Here is a 22708-nt window from a genome sequence, read left to right as displayed (position 1 = left end):
TATGCAACGTGGGAGAGTTTTATTTTTAAAGGGCATTACAATTAGCCTTGGTGTTCTAGTATTAATTAGTTGTATTTGGGTGTTACCGCCTTTATCACACTATATTGCCATTGATAATCCTAGTTTCGCCTATCTTCGAATTCCGGTTTTAGCAGGTGTCTATATGACGGTGGTGCCGTTTTTGTTTGCGCTCCAACAAGCGTTTCAATTACTAAGCTTAATAGAAAATGATTATGTGTTTACAGATTGGGCCATTAAAACGCTGGGAAATATTAAGTTTTGTGCAGTCGCGATTATTATCTTGTACGGTGTTGGGTTAATTAGTTTATTTTTATTAAATGCCATACATATAGGCTTTGTCATGATTGTCTTGACGATTATGCTCATAACTGTAGTCATTATTTTCTTTGCGTCTGTATTACAAGAGCTACTACGCTCAGCGGTTCGCCTAAAATCAGAAAACGACTTGACGATTTGAGGTGTAAGCGATGGCAATAATTATTCGATTAGATGTTATGTTAGCAAAGCGGAAAATGAGTATGACCGAACTATCTGAACGTGTTGGTGTGACAATGGCGAATCTATCAATCTTGAAAAACGGAAAAGCAAAAGCAGTACGGTTCTCGACACTAGAGGCCATATGTGAAGTACTTGATTGTCAACCTGGTGACATACTGGAATATGAGAAGGGGGAGAGCCTATGACCATTATGATTCTGATTGGAGCGATTTTTCTTCTTATATTCCTTCTCTTCTTAAAACCGTTTCTTCAAATGTTGGAAGGGCATGTTCTTGTAGATCGATTAAAAACAAAAAAAGGGTTCCAGTCTCCTTTAAAGGCGGGCATTTTGACGTTTGGACTGAATATTGTCTTGGTGTCCATTACAGTATTGTGTTTATATGTACCAGCATTAATAGGGATGGATATGAGTCCTTTGTTTGCAATGGTTTTTGGAACGATTATGAGTGTTCTTGCTTGGGGAATACTGAATCGTGGATACCAAGGGAATCGCCCGATTATGATGGGGTTTATCGGGAGTAGCTTTTATCTATTGGCTTTCATTACGGCGCTTATCGTATGGTTTCTTCCTAGTAGTCGAACAGGAGAAGAATTGTTTCATTGGGAAATTGGCCTTATCATGATTGGCGTCATCAGCTTCATAGCGTGGGTGATGAATCTAACTGTCATTAGTTATCGTGGGAAGGAAGAGGGCGGTTAAACCGTCCTCTTCTTTTACCATTGTATGGTTAAGTTAGGCCAGATCTTTTGCCAATTCTTTTTCTTCATACGCTGATGGTAGCGATCTAGATTGTGAAGGTAGGCAGGTGTTGGACGAACAAGAAGGTTGACCGCATCATTGACACCAAATGGGGCAATGAGTTCTAGCTTGTTTTGATTAAGGCGAACACCCAGGGCTGTAGCCGTTTCTGGAAACCGTGATAACGCTTCTCGCGTAGAGTCATAAGGTGGGTCTTGATTGACGGCGTGCATACGTGCTTGATTTTTTACAGACCAAGGTTGACCAGGGAAAAGACGATGCAATTTGTGTTCATATTCTTTTTCTTTATCTTTTTCTAAACAAGTAGCATCGTAGTAGACCACATCAATATCTGGAAGTTCTGTTCGCTGAAAACCATGCAAAGTATCCCAAATCTTCCCGCGTACGAACCCTGCACAAATACACCAATCCTTTAGTTGAAGTTCTTCAGCAACCGCTAGCGCGTCCATCATCCACTCATCTTCTTGTATAAGAGTGAGAACATCTTCTTTTGTGTGAATCATTATCCAACTCCTTCTGAAAAACGCTCTCCCCTATTCATTTCTGAATTAAAGCTGTACAATCGTACGGCCTTTAACACTCCCTTTTACAACATTCGTTAATACATCATTTAATTGGGTTAAGGTAATTTCGTTTACTGTCTCTTCTAGAAAGGAAGGCTTTAAGTCTGTCGCTAATCGATACCAAGCATGTGCTCGTTCTTTCATTGGACAGGTTACAGAATCAATTCCTAGCCAATTGATACCTCGTCCGATAAAGGGTAAAACCGTCGTTTCAACTTCAACGCCACCGGTTAATCCGCTAGATGCAATCGAGCCGCCTCTTTTTAATGTAGTAAGTAGATAGGAAGTGGTTTTTCCCCCTACTGCATCAATAGCACCTGCCCATTCACCTTGACGAATGGATAGCTTTTCGCTTTCTTCCAGTTCTTCTCGGGTAACAATTTCAGAAGCGCCTAGCTGCTTTAACCAATCGTGAGCTTCTACTTTATTTGTACCTGCGACAACGTGATAACCACGCTTTGCTAACAGTTCTACAGAAAGACTACCAACACCGCCAGTCGCACCTGGAACAACAACTTTTCCTCCAGCAGGTTCTAAGCCATTTTGTTCTAATTTTATAATAGAAAGAGCAGCTGTTAAACCAGCGGTTCCTAAAATCATAGATTCTTTTAACGTTAATCCTTCTGGGAGTGGAATAACCCATTCGGCTGGAATTCGCGCATACTCCGCATAGCCTCCGTGATGAGAGGTTCCAATTTTATAACTTGTAGCTATGACTTTCTGACCTTCTGAAAATCGGTTGTCTTTTGAATGGACAACCGTTCCTGCTAAATCAATACCAGGAATGAGTGGGGAAGTTTCAGCAAGGTTGCCTTGTTTTACAACCATCGCATCTTTATAATTTACACTTGAATAAGCGACTTTAATAAGCACATTGCCTTCTACTAATTCTTCTAAATCCCACTGTTCTACCTGTCCTTCAAGTAGCGTTTCCTTTCGGAGGACAAATGCGTTAAATGTCATAAAAATTCACTTCCTTCCTTACTGTATTCTAATGGTAGAAGTTTAAGATGGAGGAAGTCAATCATCTTGCTTGTACCAGATCTACACGATACGATAGAAAGGAATGGAGGCGGAACAAGTGAAGCAAAATAAATACGATGAACCCGATTTCTACGAAGCATACAAACAGATGCCTCGTTCTGTCCAAGGACTTAAAGGAGCAGGTGAATGGCATGTATTAAAATCACTCGTACCAGACCTTGTCGATAAAAAAGTGTTGGATTTAGGGTGTGGCTTTGGCTGGCACTCACGTTACTTTTACGATCAAGGAGCGAAGCAAGTTATAGGGATCGATCTTTCAGAAAAAATGATTCAAACTGCACGCGAGATGACCAATCAAAAGGGCGTCGAATTTAAATTGGGAGCTATTGAAGACATGGCATTTGAAGCGGGTTCATTTGACATGATCTTTAGTTCACTTGCGCTCCATTATGTGAATAGCTATCAAGACGTGGTAAACAACGTAAAACAATTACTCGCGGAAGAAGGAGAATTTCTTTTCTCTGTAGAGCATCCCATATTTACAGCACGAGCGGAACAAGATTGGATGTATGACTCAAAAGGAAACATTGATCACTGGCCGATTGATCATTATCAAGAAGAATCCCTTCGCCAAACATCATTCTTAACAGATCATGTTGTTAAATACCATCGTACGCTTACGACTTATTTAAATACGTTACTAGAAGCTGGATTCTCAATTGAAAGAGTAGAAGAGCCAAAACCAGATCCAGACCTCTTGGCACAAAATCCTGAGTATAAAGAAGAATTACGGAGACCTATGTTTCTCATTATAAAGGCGAAAGTACGCTGAAAATAATGGTGTGTTATGTTGAAGGGTCAATTATCCGTTTTAAGTTTTAACCATAGAAAAACACTGTAAACATGGGAATAAATCATGCTTACAGTGTTTCTTTGTTATTTAAGATACCGCTTTAAGTCCTGTAACTCCGACTACAATAATGACTAAGCTGACAATGCGTATTTTACTTTTAGATTCACCAAAGAAAATCATGTTAATGAGAACAGCAGCAGCAGTTCCGATACCGATCCACACTGCGTACGCTACACTTACTTGTAAAGAAAGAAATGACAAATACAAAAAGAAAAATGCAAGTCCAAAGCCACCAAAGAAAAGAACCGCATGTTTCAATGATTTCCGTTTGCTAAACGATTTTAAACCGATAACCCCAGTAATTTCAAAACATGCCGCTAAAAAAACGAAAAACCATCCCATTATGTGGTAACCTCCTCTTGTTTTGCACCATCATCTGATCGTTTTAATAAAATAACGCCAAAAACGAGCATCCCCATAAAGAACCCTTTTGCTAAACTGAAGGAACCTCCAAAAAGATAAATATCCATAAGTGCTGTTCCAACTGTACCAGCAGCAGCAAAAATGGCGTAAACGGTTCCTGTAGGTAAGCTTTCACATGCTTTTGCTAAAAAGTAAAAATCAATTACAATAATGACGATGATCATACTCCAATGCCACCAAGTGGTAGCAATGTTAAACCCAAGTACCCAAAACAACTCAAATAAACATGTGAGAATAACGAAAATCCATCCCTTGTTCATCTATATAACTCCTATCTAGTTTATGAATGACATTCAGTCATTTTTAATTTGAAAGAAAAGCAAGTGAATTAATCACTCGCACCTAGAGCGTTTGTTAGAAAAATAATGAGCTCTTGTTTGTGTTCATTTACGTAACCACTATCTTCTTGATTATAGAGAAACAGTTGCTCGGCGGTGGACTCGATTGTCCCTATCATAATACGAGCCGTTGCATCTGAGCGTAAAGAGTTTCTTATTTCGCTTGTTTGCTTTGCTTGCTCCAAACGATCTGCAAGCCAATCGTATAATGGCGTATAGATGGTTTCCCATTGCTGTAAATGTTCTGACTGGGTCAAACCTGAGTAAATAAGAACAGCAAGGTTTTTATGATGCTCAGTAGTATGAAAAACAGTATCAACCAGTTCATGTAACTGTTTTTTAAATGAGCTTGCTGTTACATTTTTGTTCAGTTCCACCATAAGATGATCAACAAAAACAGCAGCGATATCAGGCATAACCGATAGTTTAGAAGGAAAATACAAGTAGTACGTACCTTGGGCAATGTTTGCACGTTTCACAATATCGGATATGGTTGTTTTTTCGACACCTTTTTCACTAAACGCTTCAATGGCAGCGGTAATAATCCGTTCACGCTTATCCAATGTAAACACATCCTTAAAAATGACTGACTGTCATTCATATAATAGCGTAATGAGTAGTAGAAGTCAATCCTGTTACATCCTCTTATGTAGTCCCATCATATAATCTTTTACAATAACCTACCTGATTACCCCTGTAAATAGTGAGCACATTAGAATAGGGTTTCTAGTTGTTTGTTTAGCCTTTATTTCACAAAAGTGTATAAAGACGTAGTTCAAAGGTTTTGCTTTTTGTGTGAAAAGGTATAAGCTTATAGAGAAGTTGAGGAGGAAATTGAATGTATAAAGTCTCACTAGAAGATACGAAACACGCCATTATTGCTGTTAAATGGGAATCCAATTTAACACCAGAGGGCGTACATCAAGCGAATGATGAGATTAGTAAGATTTTAAGATCGCATCAGTTTAGTCGGTTTCATTTAATCGTGAATATGAAGGACGTAATTGTATTCAAGCCAGAAACACAGAAGGAAGTAGTTGCTCACCAAGAATGGTTAATACAGAAAGGCATGGATCAAGCGGCAGTAGTGGTGCAAAGTAATGTAGCTAAACTTCAATTAAGACGAACGGCCAAAGAATCAAGTCATAAATCGGAAACCCACTTTACTGAAATAGATGAAGCGCTCACTTTTTTAAAACAGAAGAATTATAGTAAAAACCAAAACGAGGCTGGGACATAACGAAAAGTAGTAGTTGAAAAGACGAATAGTCTAAAATATGCTGAGTAGCACCGCTACAGGAGAATCCTTCGCTTTCCGGGGACACGGCCTCAGCCTCCTCCGTGGAAAACCACCACTCCAGAGTCTCTAGACACGTGCTGATCCCCCAGGAGTCTTCGGATTCTCCTTCCGCTAATGTTCATATAAAACAAATGACGAACGTTCCTATTTTCAGGAATGTTCGTCATTTTTGTCTGTCGATCTACTTTTGTCCCAGCCTCGTCTTTTTAATTTTAGTAAATTATTTAAATCTCATCATGTCCAATGTAAAAGAGCATATAGTTGTATAAAGCTTGGCTAACAAATCGGAAACCCTATGAAATAATATCGAAAATATCTAGCTATAAAGGCTTTTAACCTATGGAAAGAGAAAATACATCTCATTGTTTATGCAGAAATAAATAAGTGATTAGGTAGGGATACTATGGAGCAACTTCTACTCGAATTATTGGAATGGTTTAAGGATCTTTCATATCTAGGTGTTTTCATCGCATTGTGTATAGAATTTATTCCAGCTGAGCTTGTGTTACCTCTCGCGGGTTTCTGGGTTTCAGAAGGAGAGATGCGGTTTTGGGGTGTCGTCATTGCAGGATCTTTAGGGGGAGTGGTAGGGCCACTTACACTTTATTCAATTGGTCGATTCGGTGGTAGACCATTGCTTGAAACGTATGGAAAATATGTCTTCATGAATAAGGATAACTTACAAAAAGCCGATCAATTTTTTCAATCCCACGGCGCTTTTGTTGCCTTTAGTGCTCGCTTTTTACCTGGTGTACGTACACTTATCTCGGTACCGTGTGGCATGGCAAAGATGAATCCTTGGATTTTTTCATTATATACGTTTCTAGCAATGGCACCGATTTCATTCTTCTATGTTTACTTTGGTGTAGAATTAGGAGAGAACTGGACGGAAGTAAAAGGGTTGCTACAGCAATACTTAGTACCATTTGGTATTGGTTTAGTCATAGTGTTCTTGATCTACCTGTTAGTGACACATAGAAAAAGAAATGTATGAAAATAGCAAACTCCGTAAATACTAGTAGTAAAAGCTATATCGGAGGCACATCTATGCTTATTGATAGCGGTAAATATCAACACATTACAGATACGTACTTACAGGAGCAACAGCGACACTATATACAGGACGAACTCTATTACGCTTACCCAGTAAAACAAGAGAGTGAATGGATTTTGAATCTTGAAGTTCACTTTGAAAAAGCGAGAGAAGTCTCGGCGGATGATGGTTCAAGTAATTTCTACCTGTGCGCCTTTCCCCTTAATGAGTCAAAGGAGGCAAGAGAAGCGCGAAAAGCAGAGCTTCTGGCTGTTATTAGTATGCGAGAGTCTGTCTTAAAGAGCGGTGGTCTACTGGGGTTCATGTGTTCAACGTTTCCAATGTGGAAGCGAATCGGCATGGAATCAAAAGAAAAGAGTCGGAAAGAGCGTATTGGTTAATTAGCCGATACGTTTTTTTCGTTTCTGCACGCTGAGAAATAAAACACCTATTCTAGTGCTAATCCGTTATAATAAAATGCGTGTTTTATTCAATCTAGTATGATCAGAAAGGAGAAAACAATGCTACCTAATAGAATCATGGAAGCGTTTGAATTGGATATTCAAAGGCTAGAAGAAGTTGAAGACTCAAAAAGCTCAACCGTTGTTCGCTGCGAATTGACGAACAGTGAGACAGTGTTTGTGAAAATTCCCTATTCAAAAATTAAGTTTGAACGAGAACGAGAAGCGTACGACATCTTAAAGAACAATGTACGCACGCCAAGCTTACTTGCGACGTGGGAAGGAGATGATACGTATTCAGGTGCATTACTGTTATCTAAATTAGATGGCATTTCCTTAGCTCAACAGAAGGCATCACCTAATATAGCGTATGAAGTTGGCATTTTGCAAGGGAATATGCATAACGTAGCCCCATCAGATAAGACGGTACTCAAAGGAATTGATAATGAGTTTTCTAATTGGACAGGATTTGTTGAACGTCAGTTTTATAGTTTTGCAGAAGATGTAAAAGAAGTTATGGAAGCGTCTCTCTATAAGAAAGCTATAGTACACTTTGAAAAGCTAAAGGAGCTATTACCTGCACCAGACGGACCAAGCTTCGTCCATATGGATTTTCGTGCGGCGAATATTCTTGTGGATGATAAAGGCATTGCTGGCGTACTTGATTTTGAAAGCGTCCGCTTTGGATCGACGGAAATTGATTTTACTAAGTTGTATCGTGACTACTTGAGTAAAGATAGTGCGCTATTTGATGCATTTCAAGAAGGGTATAAAACGGTACGACCAATGATCAATTTGGAGCTCGTTCTATCCTTTTATCAATTTGTCGATGCATTTAATAGTATCGGTTGGAGCAAGCGTCGTGGTCTAGAAGAACATTTCGACTTTTACAAAGAAAATGCTGAAAGAGTAAAAGATTTTGTCTTGTAGAGTAATGGAATGTTCCTTTATCAACTGAAGAGGAATCTCGTGGATCGACATAATGAAAATAAGTTAAACGTGCGTCGAATTCCTTTTGTTCGGCTCTTTTTCATCTTCATTAAACGTTTGATTAATTGATCTGCAGGCAACATCTAATAAAAAATGACCATCAGTCCAATGGGCTTATGGTCATTTTTTCATACTAATGATTTATGTTTAATAGTGCGGAACGGCATGAAGCAATTCATCTAATGCTTGTTCAATAGTAGAATAAATTTTAGTTGTAGAAAAGTCTATACCGAGCTGGACAGATGTTTGAGCAATTTCTGGTCGTACACCAGATAAGGACGCTTTGGTACCAACTAATTTTAAACCGTCAATGAGTGAGAAGAGTTGATTGGCAACCATTGTATCGACAACGGGAACACCAGATAAATCGATTAAAAGCGAATGAATATCTGTTGAGACACATTCTTCCAATGTTTGTGTAAAGATGACTTGCGCACGATGTGTATCAATTTCACCTACTAAAGGCAACAACGCGATCGTTCGTCTGAGTTTAATGACTGGAGAACTTAATTCTGTAATCATTTCTTGTTGTGCTCGTAACTGCTGGTCAGCGTATTCCATATTGTTACGACTAAAGGCAATGACAATTTCTTTAAATCCTGTTACAAGAATATCTATCCATTGATCATACTGATCAAAGGATACCTGTTCATTTGTCTCTTCAATGTAGTCTTTAATCAACTGTATGTACTGATCTTGGACATTTAAAAACTCTTCAATGATCTCGGGAATCGGTGTTGCTAAATGAGCTTGGTCTTTAGCAATAGACAGAATCCATTGTTCAAATGCTTTTGTATGCTCAGCGTTATAATCTTCACGAAACAGTTCACAAAACAATTCATGAAACGCATAATTTTGTTTCTTTAACCGCTCAATTTTAACGGGGTCATTTGAGCCGTAAACGCCATCTTTTGTTTTGTCGAGATCTGCATACCATTGTTCGGTTAAATTCCATGTGTTTTCCTTTAAAAATTCGTATAATGACATAGTGCACCTCCTTTTTTATATTATGAGATCAACCTTGTTCACTTGTCCAATTTAAGTATCTTTTAGGGATGAAATGAAGGTTTTTGTGTAACCGCTTTATAAAATTATTTTCAAAAAACACTTGCAAAACGAAAATAAAATCTGCTACACTACGTTCAACAACAAATTTTATAATTTTTCTTATTAAGAGGAGCGGAGGGACTGGCCCAATGACGCTTCAGCAACCCCACTTAGGTGGAAGGTGCTAATTCCTGCAGGAGATGAAGATCCTGGATGATAAGAGCGAGCTTGAATGATGATACTTATTCGCCCCTCTTTCATTAACGAAAGAGGGGCTTTTTGATTTTAAAAATGAATAGCAGACATATACACAGTACGTATTTGCATAAAACTTAGTAATTACATCGAATTAGGAGGATTAGACATGATTGAATTTAAAAACGTGTCCAAAACGTTCTCGTCAAATGGTCAAGACGTTCACGCCTTACAAAATATACAATTCACAATAGAAAAAGGAGATATATTCGGGGTTATCGGCTTTAGTGGGGCTGGAAAAAGTACATTAATACGGACAGTGAATTTAATTGAGCGGCCAACGGCTGGAGAGATCATTGTAAACAATGAAAATCTCGTAAGCTTACAGCCTCGAGAGTTACAACGTGCGAAGCGAAATATTGGAATGATCTTTCAACATTTTAATTTACTACAATCTAAAACAGTATTTGAAAATGTTGCGACACCACTTCGACTAGTGAAAACGAAGAAATCCGAGGTCAAAGAACGTGTGAATGAATTGTTGCAGTACGTTGGATTAGAAGAGTTTGCTTCTCGTTATCCAGACCAACTATCTGGTGGACAGAAGCAACGTGTTGGCATTGCTCGTGCTCTTGCCACTAATCCTGCTGTACTTTTATGTGACGAAGCAACGTCTGCTCTTGACCCAGAGACAACAAGCTCAATCTTGCAATTGTTAAAACGTATTAATCAGGAGTACAACATTACGATTCTAATGATTACCCATGAATTAGGCGTTGTACGAGAGATATGTAACAAAGTGGCAGTTATGGAAAGTGGTCACATCGTTGAGCAGGGGAAGGTGGAGGATGTGTTGGCGCGGCCGGAACATGAAACAACGAAAAAGTTCGTACGCTCGATCATTCCTGATGATCTACCAGAGAAAGTGAAGCAATATCTTGGACAGAAAGGAAGCGATGAACGCATTTACAAAATAGATGTGACAGATGAAACAGAGCAATTGTCTGTATTTAATGACTTGGTTCATCAAGGATTACATGTATCACTTCTATACGCATCTATGCATGAAGTGAGAGAAACCTCTTTTGGTGCTCTGTATTTAAGTTTAAAAGGAAATGTAGCTGCTCAAGAAACAGCGCGAAGCTATCTTGAGAAATATGATGCTCAGGTGAAGGAGGTAACGAAAGATGCTGGATTGGTTGCCTGAAGCCATACGCCCAGAAATTACAAGTGATATTCTCACACAAGCCCTATTCGAAACCATCTATATGGTAGCTTGGTCTTTACTCTTTTCCGCTTTACTAGGTGTTGTATTAGGTGTCATTCTTGTTGTTACAAGACCTGGACATATTATGGAAAACCGATTGATTTACAATTTAATTAATCCTGTTATCAATGTTTTAAGGTCGATACCGTTTATTATTTTACTCGTTGCGATTATACCGATTACTCGTTTTTTCGTTGGCACAGCATATGGAACGACAGCGGCAATTGTTCCGCTTGTCTTTTATGCAGGGCCTTACATTGCCCGTCTAATTGAGAACTCTTTATTAGAGATCGAACCAGGTATTATAGAAGCGGCAGACTCAATGGGTGCTTCTAAATGGCAAATCATCTTTAAGTTTCTCGTACCTGAAGCAATGGGTTCACTTATTCTTAGTATGACGACAGCAACAATTGGTCTTCTAGGTGCAACAGCTATGGCAGGAGCAATTGGCGCCGGGGGCATTGGTGAAGTAGCGATTTCTTACGGATACAATCGATTTGATGATGGAACGATGTTTATTACAGTACTTTTATTAATTATCATGGTGCAAGGCTTACAAACCATTGGGAATATTGCTTCAAAGAAAGTTAGACGACGATAGATAGAAAAAAGGGAGAGAACATACAATGAAAAAATTTCACCAAGCACTACTATTCGCTGGAGCTGTAGCGTTTACGTTAACAGCATGTGGGAACGATGCAAATTCTTTAGCTGATGCAGGAGAATCATACAGCCCAGAAAATCCTGTTCATGTCAAAGTGGGCATTACAGGCACTGATTCACCTGAGTGGGACCATATATCTGAAGTGGCAGCAGAGGAAGGCATTGAATTAGAAATTGTTCGTTTTAGTGACTATACGCAACCGAACCAAGCATTGGCAGACGGGTCAATTGATATTAATGCCTTTCAAACCGTTTCATTCTTCGATAATTTCAAAGAAGAACATAACTTAGACCTTACGGCAATTGGATCGACTGTCCTTGCACCAATGGGATTGTATTCCGATAAATACGAAAGTGTTGAGGATATTCCAGATGGAGCAGATATTACCATTGATAAAGAAGTAACCAATCAGGCGCGTAATTTAATGTTGCTAGCAGAGGCAGGCTTAATTGAGTTAGAGGACGATTTTGGTGTGACAAGCGGGTTAAACGAAATTAAAGCGAACCCGAAAAACTTAAATTTAACGGAAATTGCCCCGGCTACAGCACCTCGTATTATGCAGGATGTGGACGCAGCGGTTATTAACAATGGCTTTGCAGTTGATGCAGGTTTAAGTCCTACCGATGATGCTATTTATAGAGAAGATGAAACGGCAACACCGTATATTAATATCATAGCAGCGCAAACCGAAGATCAAGATAACCCTGTATTATTACGTCTAGTTGAATTGTATCAATCTGAAGAAATTGAACAGTTGATTATTGAAGAGCACAAAGGAGCACGAATTCCAACGTTTATTTCACTAGAAGAATTGAACAGCTATCCAAAATAACACTGAGGAGAGATGACGATGACAACCATTGAATCCGTTCAACAATCCATACAAGAGCATTTTGTAGAAAATCGTTTACGCTATATTAAAACGAGCCACGCCATTCATGACAATCCAGAAATCGGGAATGAAGAAGTATTTGCTTCATTAACATTAACAACGTTATTAAAAGAAGCTGGCTTTACGATTCAAGAGGATATTGCTGGCCACCCTACAGGATTTGTAGCAGAAAAGCGAGTAGGAGAAGGGCCGACCATTGCCTTTCTTGCTGAATATGATGCGCTACCAGGCTTAGGTCATGCGTGTGGACACAATATTATCGGTACAACAAGTGTGGCTGCAGGAATTGCACTAGCTGAACAGTTGGATCAGATTGGTGGTCGTGTTGTTGTCCTTGGTACGCCAGCGGAAGAAGGCGGAACGAATGGAAGTGCAAAAGGGAGCTTTGTACGTGAAGGCTATCTAGAGGGAATTGATGCAGCGTTGATCATTCACCCCGCTAACGAAACAAGACCTTCGGGCTCCTCCCTCGCTGTAGATCCTGTCGATTATGTCTTTCGCGGTGTATCTGCTCATGCCTCTGGTTCTCCAGAAAAAGGTGTCAATGCACTAGACGCCGTGATTCAGCTATTTAACGGTATTAACGCACTGCGTCAACATTTGACTGACGATGTTCGCATCCATGGCATTATTCCAGATGGAGGAGATGCACCGAATATTGTTCCTGATTATGCACGAGCGCGATTTTACATTCGAGCAGATTCAAGACCAAAAGCGAATGTTGTACGTGCAAAAGTAGATGCCATTGCGCAAGGAGCGGCGCTTGCAACAGGAGCAGAAGTAGAAATCGTTGAATTTCAAAACAAAGTCGATAACCTTATACCAAATGATACGCTAAACAATGTGTTCAACGAAACGTTTGCAACTCTAGGGGAAACCATTATACCAGGCGAAAGAGAAGGGCTGGGCTCAACAGATACGGGGAATATTAGTCAAGTTGTGCCAACCATTCATCCGTATATAAAAATCGGACCAAGTGAACTAGTTGCCCATACAGTATCATTTCGAGAAGCTGCTGCATCGCAAAAAGGCGACGAAGCTTTGTTAACAGGTGCAAAAGGGCTGGCACTGATCGGCTATCGTTTACTAAAAGAACCTGCCATTATTGAAGAAGCAAAGAAAGAATTAGAAAGTCGAAAAAGCCTAGCAGAGAGATGATAAGTGAAGGTGGCCTATTTCCAAAAGTGGAAAGGGCCATCTTTTTATTTGCTATTCTTACTAGCTAAATGGACGGAATAAGGAATTGATTGTGTGAAAAGAATAAGCTACACTACTGTAAGAATTAACTGGACAGATGAATCAATGGAAAGGGGTGAAGGATGCCAGGTGAATGTAGTAGACTCTCAGATTAGAATTGAACGAAAAGGAGCTACTAAAAAATGAAGACCATTTATTCTGAAAGGCTCTCTTTGCAAGAAGTCTCGCAAAAAGATGCTGAATCTTTGTTTCACATTTGGTCAAACCCCGAAATTACGAAATTTATGAACATCCCAGCCATGACAAATGTAAATCAGGCAATGGAGATGATCCAACTACTTGAATCGCTAAGTCGAGAGAAGAAAGGAAATCGTTTCACCATTTCTTTAACTGAAACGAATACCGTTATTGGCTCTTGTGGATTTAATTACCTTGATTATGAAAACGATCGTGGTGAAATAGGCTATGAGCTTGATAAGGAGTACTGGGGTCAAGGCTATATGACGGAAGCGTTGAAGACTCTTATACAGGTGGGCTTTTCTCAATTCGATTTAAACCGAATTGAAGCAAAAGTGGAGCCGCAAAACGTTGCTTCTCAATACGTGTTAAAGAAAATTGGATGCAAAGAGGAAGGGCTCCTCCGTAAATATGAGAAAGCAAAAGGAACGTACATCGACTTAATGATGTTTAGTATCTTAAAAGAGGATCTATAAAAAAACGAGGCTGAGACAAAAGTAGATAGACAGACCAAAATGACGAACATTCCTAAAAATAGGAACGTTCGTCGTTTGTTTTATATGAAAATGAGCGGAAGGATTCTCCTGTAGCGGTGCTACTCAGCATAGTTTAGACTATTCGTCTTTTCAAATACTACTTTTCGTTATGTCCCAGCCTCGTTTTTTAGTATGTTTATGCGGAACCTTTAATGAGAAGCTTGCCTTCATATTGTTTCCATTCAAAGGGCTTGTCTTGTCCAGATAAACGCAGTTCTAACATGTGAACTAAATCTTTAACCATCTCTTGAGTCCGGTTTGTAATCGTTGTAATAGCTGGTGATGTGACATCACTTATGGAATGATTATCAAATCCTATTATGGATAGATCAGTTGGCACAGAAATACCGCATTCATGAGCAGCTTTTAAATACCCAGCTGCAACAAAGTCGCTACCAGAAAAGACTGCATCAATTGCATCTGTCTTGCAAAGCTCTTTTCCAAGGGTGTAGCCATCATCTATCGTTGCAATCTTGTCGAAAACGAAGGATTCATTCCAAGTGAGTTGATGTTCTTGATGTGCAAGTTTATATCCGGTAAGTCTCTCCTGTTGTGAAGGAGAAGCGAGAAAATCGGAGCAGAAAACAATGCGCCGCCGCCCTTTTTTTATAAGGTACTCTACACTTTTAAAAGCGGCTTTTTGTTCATTCAAGCAAAAAACATCTATTTTTCTACTTTGATACGCCTCGTTACAAATGATGAGAATGCCATTCGTGCTCATTTCGTCTAGTTCTACTTGATTTAAAGATGAAGACGTTACGATAAGAGCATCTAATTCTTTTCTTTTCCATTTTTCAAACACGTCGATTTCTTGATGTCTATCGCCAAAGGTTTGAAACAATACCGGTTTATAGCCGCAATTGTGAATTTCTTCCGAGAGAACGCCAGCAAGTTCTGCAAAGTAAGGGTGTGATAAGTAGGGGACGATAATCCCAATCGACCCTGTGCGTTTTAAGCGGAAATGACTGGATATCTGATTCGGTGTGAAGTGAAGCTGTTTCATTACTTCTTCCACACGCTTGCGTTTCTCATCTGATACATAGGGATGGTTATTTAAAACACGAGACACGGTGCTTCGTGAAACACCACTTAATCTTGCAACATCTCGAATTGTATACATGGTAACCTCCTGAATAAAAGGTAAAAAAAATCGACCTTGACCTGGGACCGGTCTCATCTATTATAGTGTCTCTATCATCTTGAGGAGGAACATTTCATGCATACGATTCAATTTCCACCACCATTCCCATTCCCAAAACAGACACGTTCACTTGTGTTTTGTGATTTTGATGAAACCTATTTTGCACATGAATCTACAGCTGAGCAAAGAAAAGACATACAGCAATTAGAAGACTTCTTGTATAAGGTTTCCCAACAATACGGCTTTCAAATTGGTTGGATTACTGGAAGTGATACATGTCAGCTACTGTCTAAAGTAAAACAAGCGGGCATGCGTTTCTCTCCCCATTTCATCTGCTCAAATTTAGGAACAGAGGTGTTTCATGTTCTAATGGATGGAAAGATTGAACCAAATCAATGTTGGAAGAAAAGACTTCCGAACCATTATGAGTTCCAAAGAACGACTGATGAAGTCGTGTCTGAACTAAAGACTATGTATCAAATTGATTTGGTCTCTCAAAGCCAATATGGACAGTCTGTTTATAAGAAAAACTATTACTATTTTATTCGTTCCAGTGTGTTAACAGCTTATCATATAAATGTCATGAAACAAGTTGCCGCTACACATGGGGTAGGATTAAATATCAATCGATGCAACCCGAAAGCCGGAGACCCAGAATATGCATATGATGTTGATTTTGTGCCGAAGGAAGCAAATGGAAAAGATGCTGTAGCTGCTTTTATGTGTCACTGGTTTAAGGTCCATGTTGATGACACTCTAGCTTTTGGCGATAGTGGCAATGACATTAAGTTATTAAAATTTGTGAAACATGGGTACCTTGTCGGCAATGCGACGAGTGAAGCCCGAAGTAAGCATGAACAGATGACAAAAGGTTCTTATACGAAAGGGATCTTAGAAATGTTGAAAAAGCATTATACGCAGGTAACGGAGTAGCCAACTTATTTTTGCTTTAAGAAAGTATGTTCTTGATCGAATGTGCTGTAAGACCAATTTATTGGAACTTCTGACAAGATTACGTGAGTCAATGTAGTAGCTACAGAGTTAAAGTCTGCAATGAATGCCTCAATTTTTTCGAGTGTAGTCGTACTGTATTTCAGTGAGAAGCAAGCACTTCCGGTAATTCGGTAACAATAAGAAATGCCAGGGTAGGTAGCGATTTTTTCTTGAAAGATACCGTACTTCCCGTTTTTTATCGTAATGTCCATTAAACATTGAACAGGTAGCCCAAGTGCTTTTTCATTAATTCGAAGTGTGTAGCCCTCAATGATAGAGGACTCTTCCATTTTTTTAATTCTCTCGGATACGGAAGGAGGAGATAAATTCACTTTCTTTGATAATTCTCGTATGGATTGTCGTGAATCTTTCTTAAGTTCATCAAGAATGTTTAGATCAATCTCATCTATTTTCATTTGAATACCTCTTTCTTAAATTACAATTCAAACGCTTCATTATTATAGGGGAAATCATATCATGTGTCGTTTGTTTTGACTAGATTACCTTTTATAATAAAAGGGAGGAGGAGTAATAAATGAGTTATATTCAGCCATCACAAGTAGGAGAAACCCCATTTCAATCTATTTTAGGTCATTGCCCGAAAGTGGGAACGAAATGGAATGAGCTTGCTGACGAACTAACAAATGAAGCGACGCTTTCGGCTGTATTAAAAGAAGAAGTAAGAAGAGTACTCGCATACGGAAACAAGTGTCGGTATTGTATGGCAAAAGGTGCGCCGACTAAAAATGGAAAAGAAGAGGATATTCAGCTAGCTACGGCCTTTGCCGAGCTATTTCTAACTGATCGCTCTTCTATTAGGGAAGCTCATTTTACTATTCTTAGGTCTGTATTTAGCGAAGAGCAAATTGTAGAGCTATGTGCTTTTATTTGTTTTACAACAGCTTCTCAGTTATTTGGGGCAATGGTCGACTTATAAGATTAAGTAAGAATTTCCTAAAAGATACTCAGTAAAAGAAGTTCCTTTCGTAAAAGAATAGCCCAATAAAGCCTTATCATAGAAAGGAGCATCCTTTATAATAAAGATAAGATAAAGGGGGTCTCTATGAATTTACAAGAAGCGTATCGATGTTTAGACCTTTCCGAGAATGCAACGGATGAAGAGATTGAGAAGCAATACATGCGGTGGATTCGCAAACAAAAGGCAGACCCATCGATCTCACTGGACGACAAAACGGAAGCGTATACACGAATTCGTAATCATCGCGACTATGGACCGACTCATGAAAACGATACAATGAAAGAGAAAGTGAGTCATTTTTTCTATTATTATAAAATTCATACAGTCGCAGCTGTTATTGGATTAGGTGTTCTCTTTACAGTGGGATCAACGATTTATTCCCATTATCAGGAGCGGAAAGAGCTTGCGACGTTACCAGATGCGAATGTAGAGATTATGTTTTATGGTTCGTTCCTACATCCGGGATTGAATGAAGAAGCAGAGGAAGTGGTTGAGGAATCGGTATTGGCGCTGATGCCTGAATGGAATAGGGTAGATGCGACGTTAACCTATCACTCTGTTGATACTGAGAACTTATTGGATGTAGGGGCTCAGCAGAGAAGTACCGTTCTCTTGGCAACGGAACGACCTGATTTGTATATTTTTGATGAGGCATCTTTTCAAACATTTGTTGGAAGTGGGATGTTTGAACCGTTAGACGAAATTGATGATCAAGTGAATGAAGACGTTTACGCTTCCTCCCATGTTTATGGAGTAGAGGAGGGTGAAGTAGAAGAACGATTAGTTGGTTTGAAGCTGGATTACCACTCTCTATACGATACAATTGATATAAACGAGGATGTAACTCAAATTGCTGCAATCAGAAAAGACGCAGCAAATAAAGAGAATGCTCTTCAACTATTATTAACGTTACAATGATTGTCATAACGAGGAGGTTACAGTATGAATCTAACAGGTATCCACCACGTTAGTCTTGTTGTCAAAGACATTGAAAGAGCAAAAGCGTTCTACAGTGACACTCTGAGGCTCCAACAAATAAAACGACCGCCATTTACGTTTGTAGGAGCTTGGTATGCACTCGGTCAACAGCAACTTCATTTAATTGAAGACAAGCAGTTAGAATTGAGGGAAGAAGAAGCGTCTATTCACACAAGAAGGAGACATATTGCCTTTCGTGTCTCTGATTTTGATGAAACCGTACGCCACTTACACGATCAAGGTGTAGCGTATATTGAAAAGCGGTTCAGCACAAGTGGGTTTCATCAAGTTTTTGTAAATGATCCAGACGGGAACACCATTGAATGTATGAGCGAATTCAAACCAGATTAGCACATCTTTTTTGAGCTATGAAAATAAAGAGAAGTCATAAAAGCGACTTCTCTTTATTCATAACGTGTGGCTATTCGTGTATTTCTGCTCGCTTCCCTCTAGTGCCAAAGTCAATGATGGAAAGATCGACTTCATAATGAATGTCTGCTTGTTCAAAAATGGTATCCCAATCGCTGTGCTTTTTTTCCCAAAAGTCATAGTGTTGAATCTTAACATATTGCTGAAAGTTAACTGGGTCGGTTTTGAACTCGTGCTGTAAGTCATCAATCATCGTTTTTATATCCGATGTCAGTTGTGCTTCTAACTCTTTTTCTAGTTTTTTTAAGTACTGAGCATCATAAGCGTCTTCATTTGGGTCCCAGTTTTCAGCTAGACGTCCGTCGCTACTCACTTTAATGTCAATCTGCAAATGATCATGTAGTAACGACGTTTCTATTGAGTCCAAATGTACGTCTAGTATCTCGTAAACCGTTCGATTACCATTAACCATTTTTGTAAGAACCCCACCTTCTATATCCCCGGTAAGCCAATTTAACAAGCTCACTTGATAAGGTGACACATACGCCCCCATTTCTTCTCCATTTTTTACAATATAGCCCCCATCGATTATTATATTATCGTCTTTCACACGGACGTTTGGTAATACGATGGATTGATGACGACTGGCTGAGTCGGCGAGTAAGCCTAGTGTTACAGGTGCTGGAATTTCTGTGGTACGGTCTTTATTTTCACTTAAATCGTTAATCGTTTTGGAAGTTGGCGATGCATTATTTCCTTTAGGATAGGAAAAGAGGGTGCCCAAGGATTCAGTTGTTAGAACCACTTTAACGCCTCTCTTTGTCCGTTCATCTCTAATTTTTTGGTTAATTAACTTCTCCACTCCCCATTTCTTTACGGCATCCGTATCTAAAACAAGAATCATTTGATGATCACTCATAATACCTTGATCAATTAATTCTAAGTGTCGAATGGCATCGAGGACGGAATTACCTGTTGAATACTTATTGCGATAAGAAATACTAGAAGAGATGTTTTCATCGCTTAGAGGGAGATACAGTTGAGTTAACAAACCAATAGTATCGTCTTGATCTTCCTGTACTTCAATGCCTACGCCCATGACGAACGACAAGCTTTCAATATTTGAGCTGTCCCAACATGCAGTTAATTGTAGTAACGATAGAATAAAGACGCATTGAAACCACTTCTTCATAGGCGAGCCTTCTTTCTCAAAGAAACCAAAGCATAACAAGCAATCGGAAGAACAAAAAAGAATGAAACAAACGCAAATTGTTGATATTCGGATACTTTTGTAATGTCATCGATTGTTTGTGGCCATAAAGCGAGACCAATCATAGTGATAGTTGCTGGTGGAATGAGCCAGTTCCTCGAAATCGGAAAGACCTTTTTCAAAAGAAAAACAGCACTATAAAGGGTAAACAAACTGGTTAGGAAAAACTGTAGAATCCATGTGGTGATAAGAAAAGAATCTGCTCTTTCGGTAAAGAGTAGGCTACTTTCTGATGCATGGGTCAGTGTAATAGTTGGCCAAGTCAACAGTTGAACTTCTACGGTTCCCACAGTAGCGACAACAATAATGTAAGTCAAAATATAGAGCAGTGTGGAAAACAATAACGCTCCTACGCCAGCTTTAATTGGTCGTGTCGTCTTTTGAATAGAAGCTAGTAGGATAAAGATCATTTCAATGCCTTGAAACGATTGAAGCCCATTTTTACTATTAAGCAAAATAGGGAGCATCCCCTTTGGTGCAACAGGCCGGATGTTTAAAATTGATGCATCTTTAAACCCTATCAATAAGACTAAAAAAAGAACGACGACGGTCAGTGGTAAAAAGAAACACGCCACTCGCACAATTGTCGGTAAGGAATAGTAGACAGCATACGCGCATAACAAAATAATGGTTACGATGGTTACGTAATGAGGAGTACTTTCTAAAAGGAAATAGCGAATCATTTCGCTCATCGCAACAGCTTGCCATCCACCAAGAAGAAGAAAATAACTAGCTAGTAGCAGACAGATCGCTTTGCTCAGAAAAGCACCAAATGCTTTCGTTGTGTACTCATCAATGGAATGCACGTTATGTTGTTTAAAGGCAAAACAAACGAAGGCATACTGAAGGGTTATGATAATCCCTCCACATAAGATAGAAAGCCAACCGTCTGCTGTTCCGATGTCAACCGTTAAGGTGCGGGGCAAGTTCATAACACCGACCCCTAATAGCACACATAATAAGGATGCGGTTAATTGGTAGGTTGTCATCGTGTGGTTTGTTTGGACTTGACCCATTTAAACACCCCTTTTATCCTTCAAGACTGTTGGAAGACGTACAATCAGGTCATAAATCCCATGTCTCTTTAATGAAAATTTAAAAGAGAAGTAATGAACACCATAGTTATGTAAGCTAGAGAGGTGTATCGTTACCGCAATAAAGTAAATAGCGACGCCATATAATCCTAATGTGGAAGCAAGCGTAATGGAGCAGATACTTAAAATCCTAAACGACATGCTTAAGCTGTAAAGAGGAACTGCAAAAGACGCGATGGCTGTAATGGCGATAACAATAACCATTATGGAGCTTACCAAATTTGCTTCAACCACAGCTTGTCCAATGACGACGCCGCCAACTAATCCAATGGTTTGTCCAAGTGGATTAGGCAAACGAATACTCGCTTCCCGAAGTAGCTCTATAAAGAGTGTCATTAGAATCACTTCTCCTACAGCTGGAAAGGGGATATTCATGCGTGAGTTCATAATAGTCATGGACAACTCGTTTGGAATTAACCCTTGATGAAACGAAACAAGGGCAATGTAAATCGGCGCAATAAACATTGTAATAAAAAGAGAGATGTACCGTAAGATTCGAATGATAGAGCTAATCATCCATCTTTCGTAATAATCGTCCGGGGCTTGCATTTGTTGTTCAAACGTTGTAGGCACCATAAAGACAAACGGTGATCCATTAACAAAAACAGCGACTCTACCCTCCTCAAAACCTGCTAAAATCCGATCAATTCGATCAGTGCTTTGAATTTGTGGGAAAGGGGAGTAAATAGGGGAATTATCTAAAAAACTTTCCATTTTCCCAGAGTCTTCGATATTCGGATGATTGATGGACTTGAGACGTTGTTCAACTTCAGTAATGGTTGAAGAAGGAGTCATCTCTTTGTTGTACATATAATAAACGGTTTTTGTTTTTTTATTATGCGTAATGTTGTGCTTAGCCGTAATTAAGTTTTCATCTTCCCCGAACTGTCTGATTAAAGAGATATTGGTGGAAGCATCTTCAAGAAATGATGCACGTGGTCCTCTAATCACTCTTTCAGTTGTTGATTCTTCCAAGCTTCTTTGTAAATGCTTGCTTAGTTGAAGACTATAAGCAAAAGGCACTCCCTCCATAAAAAACACACACTGACCTTTATAAAGAGAGGACACAGCTAAAGTCGGCTCTGTGAAAGTCGAATCAGCTAGACATAATAGAGGCGTTGTTGCTTCGAGTCTTAAATCTCTCTCATTTAAGATACGAACACTTAAACGATTCATGTAATCAAGTGAACGGTTAACCTTTTCATCATCAAATTCCCCAAGTAAATAAAAAACCCCAACTCGTTCCAACCCAGCAAGATAGACATTCTTTTGGTTAAGGTCAGATTGATCGCCTAGCGTTCGAAGAAACAGAGCAGTGTTCTGTTCAAAATCTGTTGAAAACATCGTATTCCCCCTTTGGGAAGTCGGTTTAGTATGTTTCCAAGTTTTGATCTTATACACGTACCAAAAAGGTTGAAATCCATGACATAAATGTAGAATCATTAGTCAGGGAAAGGCATGACTAAAAAGAAGTCCGTCTTAATTTGTCGGTTTTACGATTGCCTTTGTCGGTGTTTGTAGAACATAAAAACGGTATGCTCATCCTTAAGATAACGAAGGAGGGA

General features: G+C 39.2%; 28 protein-coding genes and 1 riboswitch. Of the genes, 17 read left to right on the top strand and 11 right to left on the bottom strand.

All coding sequences use genetic code 11. From position 1 onward, the window contains the following. Position 1: 1 nt before the first annotated feature. Genes BK583_RS18680 through BK583_RS18670 form a run of 3 tightly spaced genes read left to right on the top strand, consistent with a single transcriptional unit; the run spans position 2 to position 1219 of the window. Positions 2-478 carry a DUF2975 domain-containing protein gene (locus BK583_RS18680; protein WP_038476414.1) on the top strand — a complete coding sequence of 159 codons (477 nt, stop codon included), beginning with the start codon at positions 2-4 and terminating at the stop codon, positions 476-478. Between the two features lie 10 nt (positions 479-488). After that, positions 489-704 (top strand): helix-turn-helix domain-containing protein, encoded by a 216-nt coding sequence (locus tag BK583_RS18675; protein WP_055737129.1) that lies wholly within the window; start codon positions 489-491, stop codon positions 702-704. After that, the gene (locus BK583_RS18670) at positions 701-1219 is read left to right on the top strand and encodes a hypothetical protein (protein WP_055737130.1); all 519 of its coding nucleotides are present in this window, start codon (positions 701-703) and stop codon (positions 1217-1219) included. Before BK583_RS18675 ends, BK583_RS18670 begins: the two co-directional genes overlap by 4 nt. Before the next feature lie 14 nt (positions 1220-1233). On the opposite strand, the gene BK583_RS18665 is transcribed toward BK583_RS18670, so the two are convergent. Beyond that, positions 1234-1785, bottom strand: coding sequence for a nucleotidyltransferase family protein (locus BK583_RS18665; protein WP_055737131.1), 552 nt, complete (start codon positions 1783-1785; stop codon positions 1234-1236). Between the two features lie 42 nt (positions 1786-1827). Next, entirely contained in the window at positions 1828-2805 is a 978-nt protein-coding gene (locus BK583_RS18660; RefSeq protein ID WP_055737132.1) for an acrylyl-CoA reductase family protein, read from the bottom strand. Positions 2806-2923: 118 nt separating this feature from the next. Here BK583_RS18660 and BK583_RS18655 point away from each other — a divergent pair, with 118 nt between their 5' ends. After that, complete coding sequence (locus BK583_RS18655; protein WP_055737133.1) at positions 2924-3658, top strand: class I SAM-dependent methyltransferase; 735 nt, start codon at positions 2924-2926, stop codon at positions 3656-3658. Positions 3659-3766: 108 nt separating this feature from the next. Here BK583_RS18655 and BK583_RS18650 read toward each other — a convergent pair whose 3' ends face one another. The 3 genes from BK583_RS18650 to BK583_RS18640 form a co-directional block, all read right to left on the bottom strand. Further along, on the bottom strand, positions 3767-4081 hold the full coding sequence (locus tag BK583_RS18650) for a DMT family transporter (protein ID WP_055737134.1): 315 nt from the start codon (positions 4079-4081) through the stop codon (positions 3767-3769). Next, the gene (locus tag BK583_RS18645; protein ID WP_055737135.1) at positions 4081-4422 is read right to left on the bottom strand and encodes a DMT family transporter; all 342 of its coding nucleotides are present in this window, start codon (positions 4420-4422) and stop codon (positions 4081-4083) included. The genes BK583_RS18650 and BK583_RS18645 overlap by 1 nt, the downstream gene beginning before the upstream one ends. 68 nt (positions 4423-4490) lie before the next feature. Beyond that, the gene (locus BK583_RS18640; RefSeq protein WP_055737136.1) at positions 4491-5063 is read right to left on the bottom strand and encodes a TetR/AcrR family transcriptional regulator; all 573 of its coding nucleotides are present in this window, start codon (positions 5061-5063) and stop codon (positions 4491-4493) included. Between the two features lie 275 nt (positions 5064-5338). On the opposite strand from BK583_RS18640, the gene BK583_RS18635 reads away from it, so the two are divergent. From BK583_RS18635 to BK583_RS18620, 4 genes are all read left to right on the top strand, one after another. After that, positions 5339-5740, top strand: a complete 402-nt coding sequence (locus tag BK583_RS18635; RefSeq protein WP_055737137.1) for an STAS/SEC14 domain-containing protein — start codon at positions 5339-5341, stop codon at positions 5738-5740. 463 nt (positions 5741-6203) lie between these two features. Continuing rightward, positions 6204-6794: a DedA family protein gene (locus BK583_RS18630; protein ID WP_055737138.1), complete on the top strand. Its 591-nt coding sequence runs from the start codon at positions 6204-6206 to the stop codon at positions 6792-6794. Positions 6795-6847: 53 nt separating this feature from the next. Continuing rightward, a complete protein-coding gene (locus tag BK583_RS18625) occupies positions 6848-7234 on the top strand; it encodes a hypothetical protein (RefSeq protein ID WP_055737139.1) in 387 nt (128 codons plus the stop codon). 120 nt (positions 7235-7354) lie between these two features. Continuing rightward, positions 7355-8224, top strand: coding sequence for an aminoglycoside phosphotransferase family protein (locus BK583_RS18620; protein WP_055737140.1), 870 nt, complete (start codon positions 7355-7357; stop codon positions 8222-8224). Between the two features lie 207 nt (positions 8225-8431). On the opposite strand, the gene BK583_RS18615 is transcribed toward BK583_RS18620, so the two are convergent. Next, complete coding sequence (locus BK583_RS18615; protein ID WP_038476453.1) at positions 8432-9271, bottom strand: STAS domain-containing protein; 840 nt, start codon at positions 9269-9271, stop codon at positions 8432-8434. A gap of 177 nt (positions 9272-9448) precedes the next feature. Then, a riboswitch (SAM riboswitch) is annotated at positions 9449-9554 on the top strand. Positions 9555-9695: 141 nt separating this feature from the next. Here BK583_RS18615 and BK583_RS18610 point away from each other — a divergent pair. The 5 genes from BK583_RS18610 (at position 9696) to BK583_RS18590 (ending at position 14259) form a co-directional block, all read left to right on the top strand. After that, entirely contained in the window at positions 9696-10733 is a 1038-nt protein-coding gene (locus tag BK583_RS18610) for a methionine ABC transporter ATP-binding protein (RefSeq protein ID WP_055737141.1), read from the top strand. Then, positions 10714-11394, top strand: a complete 681-nt coding sequence (locus tag BK583_RS18605; RefSeq protein ID WP_051667240.1) for a methionine ABC transporter permease — start codon at positions 10714-10716, stop codon at positions 11392-11394. The genes BK583_RS18610 and BK583_RS18605 overlap by 20 nt, the downstream gene beginning before the upstream one ends. 25 nt (positions 11395-11419) lie before the next feature. Beyond that, complete coding sequence (locus BK583_RS18600; protein WP_055737142.1) at positions 11420-12289, top strand: MetQ/NlpA family ABC transporter substrate-binding protein; 870 nt, start codon at positions 11420-11422, stop codon at positions 12287-12289. Between the two features lie 18 nt (positions 12290-12307). Beyond that, the gene (locus tag BK583_RS18595) at positions 12308-13507 is read left to right on the top strand and encodes a M20 family metallopeptidase (RefSeq protein ID WP_078440259.1); all 1200 of its coding nucleotides are present in this window, start codon (positions 12308-12310) and stop codon (positions 13505-13507) included. Between the two features lie 221 nt (positions 13508-13728). Beyond that, positions 13729-14259 (top strand): GNAT family N-acetyltransferase, encoded by a 531-nt coding sequence (locus BK583_RS18590; protein ID WP_055737144.1) that lies wholly within the window; start codon positions 13729-13731, stop codon positions 14257-14259. Between the two features lie 196 nt (positions 14260-14455). Here BK583_RS18590 and BK583_RS18585 read toward each other — a convergent pair whose 3' ends face one another. Next, entirely contained in the window at positions 14456-15439 is a 984-nt protein-coding gene (locus BK583_RS18585) for a LacI family DNA-binding transcriptional regulator (RefSeq protein WP_055737145.1), read from the bottom strand. A gap of 96 nt (positions 15440-15535) precedes the next feature. On the opposite strand from BK583_RS18585, the gene BK583_RS18580 reads away from it, so the two are divergent. Continuing rightward, entirely contained in the window at positions 15536-16393 is an 858-nt protein-coding gene (locus BK583_RS18580; protein ID WP_055737146.1) for an HAD-IIB family hydrolase, read from the top strand. Between the two features lie 5 nt (positions 16394-16398). Here the strand turns inward: BK583_RS18580 and BK583_RS18575 are convergent, their stop codons facing one another. After that, positions 16399-16869 (bottom strand): Lrp/AsnC family transcriptional regulator, encoded by a 471-nt coding sequence (locus tag BK583_RS18575; protein ID WP_055737147.1) that lies wholly within the window; start codon positions 16867-16869, stop codon positions 16399-16401. 119 nt (positions 16870-16988) lie between these two features. On the opposite strand from BK583_RS18575, the gene BK583_RS18570 reads away from it, so the two are divergent. The 3 genes from BK583_RS18570 to BK583_RS18560 all read left to right on the top strand — a co-directional run bounded on the left by BK583_RS18570 (position 16989) and on the right by BK583_RS18560 (position 18761). Next, positions 16989-17390 (top strand): carboxymuconolactone decarboxylase family protein, encoded by a 402-nt coding sequence (locus BK583_RS18570; protein ID WP_055737148.1) that lies wholly within the window; start codon positions 16989-16991, stop codon positions 17388-17390. A 126-nt stretch (positions 17391-17516) separates the two neighbouring features. Further along, positions 17517-18350 (top strand): hypothetical protein, encoded by an 834-nt coding sequence (locus BK583_RS18565; RefSeq protein WP_055737149.1) that lies wholly within the window; start codon positions 17517-17519, stop codon positions 18348-18350. Between the two features lie 24 nt (positions 18351-18374). Continuing rightward, entirely contained in the window at positions 18375-18761 is a 387-nt protein-coding gene (locus tag BK583_RS18560) for a VOC family protein (protein ID WP_038476480.1), read from the top strand. Positions 18762-18831: 70 nt separating this feature from the next. Here BK583_RS18560 and BK583_RS18555 read toward each other — a convergent pair whose 3' ends face one another. Genes BK583_RS18555 through BK583_RS18545 form a run of 3 tightly spaced genes read right to left on the bottom strand, consistent with a single transcriptional unit; the run spans position 18832 to position 22487 of the window. Continuing rightward, complete coding sequence (locus BK583_RS18555; RefSeq protein WP_055737150.1) at positions 18832-19971, bottom strand: Ger(x)C family spore germination protein; 1140 nt, start codon at positions 19969-19971, stop codon at positions 18832-18834. Then, positions 19968-21065 carry a GerAB/ArcD/ProY family transporter gene (locus tag BK583_RS18550; RefSeq protein ID WP_055737151.1) on the bottom strand — a complete coding sequence of 366 codons (1098 nt, stop codon included), beginning with the start codon at positions 21063-21065 and terminating at the stop codon, positions 19968-19970. The genes BK583_RS18555 and BK583_RS18550 overlap by 4 nt, the downstream gene beginning before the upstream one ends. After that, positions 21066-22487 carry a spore germination protein gene (locus BK583_RS18545; RefSeq protein ID WP_055737152.1) on the bottom strand — a complete coding sequence of 474 codons (1422 nt, stop codon included), beginning with the start codon at positions 22485-22487 and terminating at the stop codon, positions 21066-21068. Positions 22488-22708 lie beyond the last annotated feature (221 nt).

Origin of the sequence: Shouchella oshimensis, from assembly GCF_002019765.1 — a bacterium.
GTDB lineage: Bacteria > Bacillota > Bacilli > Bacillales > Bacillaceae_D > Shouchella > Shouchella oshimensis.
This window is presented reverse-complemented; position numbering and strand designations above follow the sequence as displayed.

Bases quoted from the DNA above. Each gene is read 5' to 3' on its own strand.
- BK583_RS18680 (WP_038476414.1), top strand. From the start codon at position 2: ATGCAACGTGGGAGAGTTTTATTTTTAAAGGGCATTACAATTAGCCTT.
- BK583_RS18675 (WP_055737129.1), top strand. From the start codon at position 489: ATGGCAATAATTATTCGATTAGATGTTATGTTAGCAAAGCGGAAAATG.
- BK583_RS18670 (WP_055737130.1), top strand. From the start codon at position 701: ATGACCATTATGATTCTGATTGGAGCGATTTTTCTTCTTATATTCCTT.
- BK583_RS18660 (WP_055737132.1), bottom strand. From the start codon at position 2,805: ATGACATTTAACGCATTTGTCCTCCGAAAGGAAACGCTACTTGAAGGA.
- BK583_RS18650 (WP_055737134.1), bottom strand. From the start codon at position 4,081: ATGGGATGGTTTTTCGTTTTTTTAGCGGCATGTTTTGAAATTACTGGG.
- BK583_RS18645 (WP_055737135.1), bottom strand. From the start codon at position 4,422: ATGAACAAGGGATGGATTTTCGTTATTCTCACATGTTTATTTGAGTTG.
- BK583_RS18635 (WP_055737137.1), top strand. From the start codon at position 5,339: ATGTATAAAGTCTCACTAGAAGATACGAAACACGCCATTATTGCTGTT.
- BK583_RS18630 (WP_055737138.1), top strand. From the start codon at position 6,204: ATGGAGCAACTTCTACTCGAATTATTGGAATGGTTTAAGGATCTTTCA.
- BK583_RS18625 (WP_055737139.1), top strand. From the start codon at position 6,848: ATGCTTATTGATAGCGGTAAATATCAACACATTACAGATACGTACTTA.
- BK583_RS18620 (WP_055737140.1), top strand. From the start codon at position 7,355: ATGCTACCTAATAGAATCATGGAAGCGTTTGAATTGGATATTCAAAGG.
- BK583_RS18615 (WP_038476453.1), bottom strand. From the start codon at position 9,271: ATGTCATTATACGAATTTTTAAAGGAAAACACATGGAATTTAACCGAA.
- BK583_RS18610 (WP_055737141.1), top strand. From the start codon at position 9,696: ATGATTGAATTTAAAAACGTGTCCAAAACGTTCTCGTCAAATGGTCAA.
- BK583_RS18605 (WP_051667240.1), top strand. From the start codon at position 10,714: ATGCTGGATTGGTTGCCTGAAGCCATACGCCCAGAAATTACAAGTGAT.
- BK583_RS18600 (WP_055737142.1), top strand. From the start codon at position 11,420: ATGAAAAAATTTCACCAAGCACTACTATTCGCTGGAGCTGTAGCGTTT.
- BK583_RS18595 (WP_078440259.1), top strand. From the start codon at position 12,308: ATGACAACCATTGAATCCGTTCAACAATCCATACAAGAGCATTTTGTA.
- BK583_RS18590 (WP_055737144.1), top strand. From the start codon at position 13,729: ATGAAGACCATTTATTCTGAAAGGCTCTCTTTGCAAGAAGTCTCGCAA.
- BK583_RS18585 (WP_055737145.1), bottom strand. From the start codon at position 15,439: ATGTATACAATTCGAGATGTTGCAAGATTAAGTGGTGTTTCACGAAGC.
- BK583_RS18580 (WP_055737146.1), top strand. From the start codon at position 15,536: ATGCATACGATTCAATTTCCACCACCATTCCCATTCCCAAAACAGACA.
- BK583_RS18575 (WP_055737147.1), bottom strand. From the start codon at position 16,869: ATGAAAATAGATGAGATTGATCTAAACATTCTTGATGAACTTAAGAAA.
- BK583_RS18570 (WP_055737148.1), top strand. From the start codon at position 16,989: ATGAGTTATATTCAGCCATCACAAGTAGGAGAAACCCCATTTCAATCT.
- BK583_RS18565 (WP_055737149.1), top strand. From the start codon at position 17,517: ATGAATTTACAAGAAGCGTATCGATGTTTAGACCTTTCCGAGAATGCA.
- BK583_RS18560 (WP_038476480.1), top strand. From the start codon at position 18,375: ATGAATCTAACAGGTATCCACCACGTTAGTCTTGTTGTCAAAGACATT.
- BK583_RS18555 (WP_055737150.1), bottom strand. From the start codon at position 19,971: ATGAAGAAGTGGTTTCAATGCGTCTTTATTCTATCGTTACTACAATTA.
- BK583_RS18550 (WP_055737151.1), bottom strand. From the start codon at position 21,065: ATGGGTCAAGTCCAAACAAACCACACGATGACAACCTACCAATTAACC.
- BK583_RS18545 (WP_055737152.1), bottom strand. From the start codon at position 22,487: ATGTTTTCAACAGATTTTGAACAGAACACTGCTCTGTTTCTTCGAACG.